General features: G+C 75.2%; 5 protein-coding genes, 1 pseudogene and 1 riboswitch. All 6 genes and pseudogenes read left to right on the top strand.

Annotated features, from left to right (window positions below):
* Positions 1–614 (top strand): annotated as a pseudogene (locus C6N75_RS02835) (serine/threonine protein kinase); the annotation flags it as partial.
* Positions 615–790: 176 nt separating this feature from the next.
* Positions 791–1,441, top strand: coding sequence for a SurA N-terminal domain-containing protein (locus C6N75_RS02830; protein WP_105867233.1), 651 nt, complete (start codon positions 791–793; stop codon positions 1,439–1,441).
* A gap of 30 nt (positions 1,442–1,471) precedes the next feature.
* The gene (locus C6N75_RS02825) at positions 1,472–2,518 is read left to right on the top strand and encodes a nucleoside triphosphate pyrophosphohydrolase (RefSeq protein WP_105867232.1); all 1,047 of its coding nucleotides are present in this window, start codon (positions 1,472–1,474) and stop codon (positions 2,516–2,518) included.
* Entirely contained in the window at positions 2,515–3,786 is a 1,272-nt protein-coding gene (locus C6N75_RS02820) for a cytochrome P450 family protein (RefSeq protein ID WP_105867231.1), read from the top strand. Before C6N75_RS02825 ends, C6N75_RS02820 begins: the two co-directional genes overlap by 4 nt.
* A 180-nt stretch (positions 3,787–3,966) precedes the next feature.
* On the top strand, positions 3,967–4,977 hold the full coding sequence (locus C6N75_RS32030) for a LysM peptidoglycan-binding domain-containing protein (RefSeq protein ID WP_322888025.1): 1,011 nt from the start codon (positions 3,967–3,969) through the stop codon (positions 4,975–4,977).
* A gap of 268 nt (positions 4,978–5,245) precedes the next feature.
* Positions 5,246–5,432: riboswitch (cyclic di-AMP (ydaO/yuaA leader) on the top strand.
* A gap of 3 nt (positions 5,433–5,435) precedes the next feature.
* The gene (locus C6N75_RS02810) at positions 5,436–6,188 is read left to right on the top strand and encodes a LysM peptidoglycan-binding domain-containing protein (protein ID WP_105867229.1); all 753 of its coding nucleotides are present in this window, start codon (positions 5,436–5,438) and stop codon (positions 6,186–6,188) included.
* Positions 6,189–6,363: the final 175 nt, after the last annotated feature.

Raw genomic sequence — 6,363 nt, 5'->3', positions numbered from 1 at the left:
CGCCCCCGCCGATCGCCCCGCCGACCGCGCCGCCCACCGCCCGGCTCGACGTGGCCGCCGCGGTGGAGGAGGTCAAGCGGCTGCTCGGCGAGGGCAGCATCGCCCGGGCCGTGGACCTGCTCGGCTCCATCCTCCCGGCCGCCGCCGCCGAGCACGGCGAGCGCTCCCCGGTGGTGCGCATCCTGCGCAAGCAGTACGCGACGACGCTGATGGACGACGGCCAGTACCGCCGCGCCCTGCCCGAGCTGCGCCGGCTCGCCGACGACCGGGCCGCCGAGGCCGGCCCCGGCGACCCGCAGACGTTGCAGTTCCGCTACGACGCCGCGCTCTGCCTGGAGCAGCTCGGCGAGACCGCCGCCGCGCTCACCGAGTACCGGGCCCTGCTGCCGTACCACGAGTCCACCACCCTGGCGCCCGGCGCGGACCTCTCCCGCGCCTTCGACATCCGCCACCGCATCGGGCACCTGCTGCTCGCCATGGGCGACCACACCGCCGCGCACCAGCAGTTGCAGAACCTCCTCTACGACACCGAGCGCGCCTACGGCCCCTACCACCCGCTGGCCGCCGAGCTGCGCCGCGGCCTGGACCGGCAGCGGCAGATGCGCGGCTTCTGAGGCCGCTGCCGGGCAGCACCCTCGGCGCCCCCTCGCTCGTTGGACCGGGCGCGGCGGTACGCCTGGGGCCCCCGGGACCGGTGGTGTCGAAACGGTGGCCCGCGCCCCGTCCGCTGCATACCATCGATCACCGCAAGGTCGTTCCACCGCCGCACGACCCACGCCGGGAGGCTCCTTTGCACCGCCGCCGTCGCACCGCCCTCTCCGTCACCGCCGCGGCCCTGGCCGCGGCCCCGCTGCTGGCCGCCTGCGGCGGCGAGGCCCACCCGGGCGCCGCGGCCGTCGTCGGGGGCGACCGCATCGAGGTCTCCGCGCTCCAGGCCCAGGTGCGCGACGTGCGCGACGCGCAGCAGGCGTCGCCCGAGTCGGCGGAGCTGATCCGCGCCACCGGCGACCTGAACCGCGAGAAGCTCAACGGGATGATCTTCGACCGGGTGGTGGACCGGGTCGCCGCCGAGCAGGGCGTCACCGCCAGCCGCAAGGAGATCCAGCAGACCCGCCGGGCGGCCGCCGCGCAGAGCGGCGGCGAGAAGCAGCTCGCCGCCATGCTGCTCCAGCAGCAGGGCGTGGCCCCCGGGGAGATCGACGCCGTGGTCCGGCGCAACGTCCTCATGGGCAAGATCGCCGAGAAGACCGGCGCCGGCAACGACCCGGCCGGCCAGCAGCGCCTCGCCCAGGTCTTCGGCGAGGCGTCCAAGGCGATGAGGATCGACGTCAACCCGCGCTACGGGGCCTGGGACGACCAGAAGATCCAGCTCGGCGACTACCGCGCGCCCTGGCTGCGCCAGGTCACCACCCAGCAGCCCGCCCAGCCCGAGCAGATGTAGCCCGCCCGCGCGCCCTTGTAGGTTTCAGGGGTGAACGCCGACACCCCCGCCCCGTCCGCCCCCGGCCGCATCGTGCTGCTCACCGCGAGCCACCGGGTCGCGCCGGGACTGCTGTCCTGGCCCGCCTGGGAGACGCTGCGCGGCGCCGACCGGGTGCTGTGCGCCGCCCCCGAGCACCCCCAGCTCCCGTACCTGGCCGAGGCGGGGGTGGCCGTGGAGGGCGGTGCGCCGTCCGCCGAGGAGGTGGTGGCGGCGTGCGCGGGCGGCGCGGTGGTCGTGGTGCTGGCGTCCGGCGAGGGCGACCGGGCGCTGACCGACGGCCTGGCCCGGCTGGCCGGCTCCGGCCGGGTGGCGATGCCCGAGCTGGAGCTGCTGCCCGGCTCCTACGACCTGCCGGGCGCGCGCCTCCTCGACCTGGTCGAGGTGATGGACCGCATCCGCCGCGCGTGCCCCTGGTCCTCCCGCCAGACCCACACCGGTCTGGCCAGGTACGCCGTCGAGGAGGCGTACGAGCTGGTCGAGGCCATCGAGGACGGCGACCGCGGAGAGCTGCGCGAGGAGCTGGGGGACGTGCTGCTCCAGGTCGTCTTCCACGCCCGGATCGCCGAGGAGCACGCCGAGGAGCCGTTCTCGGTGGACGACGTGGCCGGGACCATCGTGGACAAGCTCGTCCACCGCCACCCGCACGTCTTCGGCGACGCGCACGCCGAGACCCCGGAGCAGGTCAAGGAGCACTGGCTGCGCACCAAGGCGGCGGAGAAGCAGCGCACCTCGGTCACCGACGGCGTGCCCGTCGGCCAGCCCGGCCTCGCGCTCGCCGCCAAGCTCGCGAGCCGGGTCCGTACCGCCGGACTCGACGCCCCGCCGCCCGCCGGCGCGGGCCTCGGCTACGAGCTGCTCGCCCTCGCCGTGCGCGCCGACGCCGAGGGCGTGGACCCCGAGGCGGCCCTGCGCGCCGCCGGCCGTGCCTACCGCGACGCCATCCGCGCCGCCGAGGGCCTGCCCCCGGCCCGGGAGCCGGGACGGGGCGGCGCGGACGCCGAGGAGCACGACCAGGACGGGGACGGCGCCCGATGAGCACCCCCGCCCCGCCTGAGCTGTTCACCTGGGAGTTCGCCACCGACCCCTACCCGGCGTACGCCTGGCTGCGGGAGCACGCGCCGGTGCACCGCACGAAGCTGCCCAGCGGGGTGGAGGCGTGGCTGGTGACCCGCTACGGAGACGCCCGGCAGGCGCTGGCGGACCAGCGGCTGAGCAAGGACCCGGCGCACCACGACGAGCCGGCGCACGCCCGGGGCCGCACCGGCATCCCGGGGGAGCGCAAGGCCGAGCTGATGACCCATCTGCTCAACATCGACCCGCCCGACCACACCCGGCTGCGGCGGCTGGTGTCCAAGGCGTTCACCCCGCGCCGGGTGGCGGAGTTCGCGCCGCGGGTGCAGGAGCTGACCGACCGCCTCATCGACGGCTTCGCGGCGCGCGGCAGCGCCGACCTGATCCACGAGTTCGCCTTCCCGCTGCCCATCTACGCCATCTGCGACCTGCTCGGCGTCCCGCGCGAGGACCAGGACGACTTCCGCGACTGGGCCGGGATGATGATCCGCCACGGGGGAGGCCCGCGCGGCGGGGTGGCGCGGTCGGTGAAGAAGATGCGCGGCTATCTCGCCGAGCTGATCCGCCGCAAGCGCGCCGAACCGGGTCAGGAACCGGCCGACCTGATCTCCGGGCTGATCCGGGCCTCCGACCACGGTGAGCACCTCACCGAGAACGAGGCCGCGGCGATGGCGTTCATCCTCCTCTTCGCGGGTTTCGAGACCACCGTGAACCTCATCGGCAACGGGATGTACGCACTGCTGCGCCATCCCGTTCAACGGGCCCGGCTCCAGGAGTCGCTGGCCGCCGGGGAGCGGGGCCTGCTGGAGACCGGGGTGGAGGAACTGCTGCGCTACGACGGGCCGGTGGAGCTGGCGACCTGGCGGTACGCCACCGAGCCGCTCACCCTGGGCGGGCAGCGGATCGCCGCCGGGGAGCCGGTCCTGGTGGTGCTGGCCGCCGCCGACCGCGACCCGGAGCGGTTCGACGGGCCGGACACCCTGGACCTGGCCCGCCGGGACAACCAGCACCTGGGCTACGGACACGGCATCCACTACTGCCTGGGCGCGCCGCTGGCCCGGTTGGAGGGCCAGACCGCGCTGGCGACCCTGCTCACCCGGCTCCCCGACCTCCGGCTCGCGGCCGATCCGGCCGAACTGCGCTGGCGTGGCGGCCTCATCATGCGCGGACTGCGCACCCTGCCGGTCGAATTCACCGCTGCCGACCGACTTGTCGGAGATGCCGCGAGCTGACGCCGTGTCAACATTGTGATCTTGGCGTGATCTCCGCTGCATCGACTTGTGACTGACGTTCGAATGCCGCTACTTTCACGGACACCTCAGCAGTCACGCGAAAGGCAGCACCGCATGCGCTCCGGGAACGGTCGGCACCGACGACCCCGTCAAGCCCCCGCCATCGTCGTCGCGGCAGGGGTGACCGGATCCGCCATCGCCATCCCGCTGCTCGGCGCGGGCTCCGCCTCGGCCGCCGACGCCGCCACCTGGGACCGGGTCGCCGAGTGCGAGTCCGGCGGCATGTGGAGCGCCGACCTCGGCAACGGCTTCTACGGCGGACTTCAGATGACCCAGGAGACCTGGGAGTCCAACGGCGGCCTGTCCTACGCGGCCCGGCCCGACCTGGCCAGCCGCGCCCAGCAGATCGCGGTCGCCGAGCGGGCGTACGCGGCCCGGGGCGCCGCCGCCTGGCAGACCTGCGCCCCCATCGCCGGGCTCGGGCAGGAGCAGCCCGGAGCCGGCGCCCCGTCCGCCGAGGCCGCCCCGGAGCCGGAGTCCGCGCCGTCCGCCGAGACCCGGCAGGGCGAGCGGGACGCCGTGGCCTCCCCGGCGCCCGCCCCGGAGGAGGAGGCCGCCGCCGCCGACTCCGCCCCCACCTTCGGCCGGGACGGCCAGGGCGCGTCCGCGTCCGCCGACCCCGCCCCGCGGGAGTCCGAGTCCGCCGCCGGCACCGGCCGGCACCGGGGCCGGCCCGCGCCCGAGGAGAAGCCGGCCGCGGACGCCTCCGCCGACCCGGCCGCCCCGGCCGGCCGCGAGGAGCAGGAGCCGGCCGCCGACCCGGCGCCGCCGGCCGGCCGCACGCCGGCCGCATCCGACGCGGCGGAGGGCGGCCAGGACGCGGCGGACGGCCCCGCCGGACGGGGCGACGCCGACGCGGCGCACCCCTCGCGCGGCGAGAGCACCGAGCGCGGCCTGGCGAGCGCCGACCCCGGCGCGTACACCGTGCAGCCCGGCGACAACCTCACCGCCATCGCCCGGGAGCGCGCGCTGGACGGGGGCTGGAGCGCCCTGTACGAGGCCAACAAGGACACCGTGGGCGCCGACCCCGACCTGATCCTGCCCGGACAGAGCCTCGCGCTGACGGACGGTCAGCAGGCGGCGCAGGGGCCGGACGCAGAGGTTCCGGCGGAGGCTCCGGCCGAGAAGTAAGCAGTCGTTTGTCCGGTTCTGCGCCGGTGGGGCGCGAGTGAGACATGAGTCTCTTTGCCCCAACTGGCGCACAACGGGCGTCCGGTACGCCCATTGCGCCCGCTACCAGCGTGAATGCCCGTAGCGAGCGGGCCGTTAAGGGCGCATTGACCTCGATGTCCGTTTTTGATCTCGGGCCGGGTCTGTGTCTACGGTCGTCACCGCCTGCTCACCGCGGGCCCCGCCGACCGGAACGCCGAATCCTGCCGCCGGCCGTCGGGCACAGTCGTCGCGTCAAGCGCCGAAGGCAGGAGCGGGGGACCCAAGGTAAGTGCCGGCCCCGGACGCCGTACGAGTGGCGACACCACGCGTACGACCACCGGACCGGCTTGGGGTGAAGCCGCGTGACAGCGCGGCCGGGCAGCTCACTCGCCCGAACCCGACAGCTCACCTCGCAGGCGTCGGTGAGGAGATGACCCATGCTGTTTTCCGGCAAGGCCAAGCACCGTCGCCCGTCCAAGGCCGTCCGTTTCGCCGCGTTCGCCGGCATCACCGGCGCCGCCGTCGCCGCCCCGCTGATGGGCGCGACCGGCGCCTCCGCCGCCACCACCTCGGAGTGGGACCAGGTCGCCCAGTGCGAGTCCGGCGGCAACTGGTCCATCAACACCGGCAACGGCTACTACGGCGGTCTGCAGTTCTCGTCGTCCACCTGGGCGGCGTACGGCGGCACCAGCTACGCCTCCAGCGCCGACCAGGCGTCCAAGTCGCAGCAGATCCAGGTCGCCGAGAAGGTGCTCGCCAGCCAGGGCAAGGGCGCCTGGCCGAGCTGCGGCGTGAACCTGTCCGGCGCCTCCCAGCAGAGCGGCGGCGGCGAGGAGTCCGCCCCGCAGCAGCAGGAGCAGAGCCGGCCCCAGCAGCAGGCCCAGCCGCAGCAGCAGGAGCGCAAGGCCGAGCAGCCGACCACCCGCAGCCAGCAGCGCACCGCGCCGCAGGCCGCCCCGCAGCAGGAGTCCCCGTCCGGCTCGCAGTCCTCCGGCAAGGTCACCACCCCGACCGGCAAGAAGGTCGAGAAGGGTGACGGCGAGTACAAGGTGAAGACGGGCGACACGCTCTCCACCATCGCCGGCGACCAGAAGGTCGAGGGCGGCTGGAAGAAGCTGTTCGACCTCAACGACGACATCGTCGCCGACGCCGACCTGATCTACCCGGGCCAGCAGCTCCACCTGAGCTGAGCCAGCGAGGCCCCGCCGCAGGGGCCGCGGCCCCGCTCGGGGCCGCCCACCGACGCGCCTCCGGTGCTTTTCGCGGACACCGGCGGCGTAGCGACCCCGGTCCGGCTTGCTCCGGGCCGGGGTCCGTCATGCCCGGGGCGTCGGCGGGCGGCGGACCCCCGGGCGGTTAGGCTCT

The organism is Streptomyces solincola (assembly GCF_002982015.1).
Taxonomy (GTDB): Bacteria; Actinomycetota; Actinomycetes; order Streptomycetales; family Streptomycetaceae; genus Streptomyces; species Streptomyces solincola.
Note: the sequence above shows the minus strand (reverse complement) of the source record. Positions and strands in the feature narration are given on the sequence as shown.

Bases quoted from the DNA above. Each gene is read 5' to 3' on its own strand.
- C6N75_RS02820 (WP_105867231.1), top strand. From the start codon at position 2,515: ATGAGCACCCCCGCCCCGCCTGAGCTGTTCACCTGGGAGTTCGCCACC.
- C6N75_RS02810 (WP_105867229.1), top strand. From the start codon at position 5,436: ATGCTGTTTTCCGGCAAGGCCAAGCACCGTCGCCCGTCCAAGGCCGTC.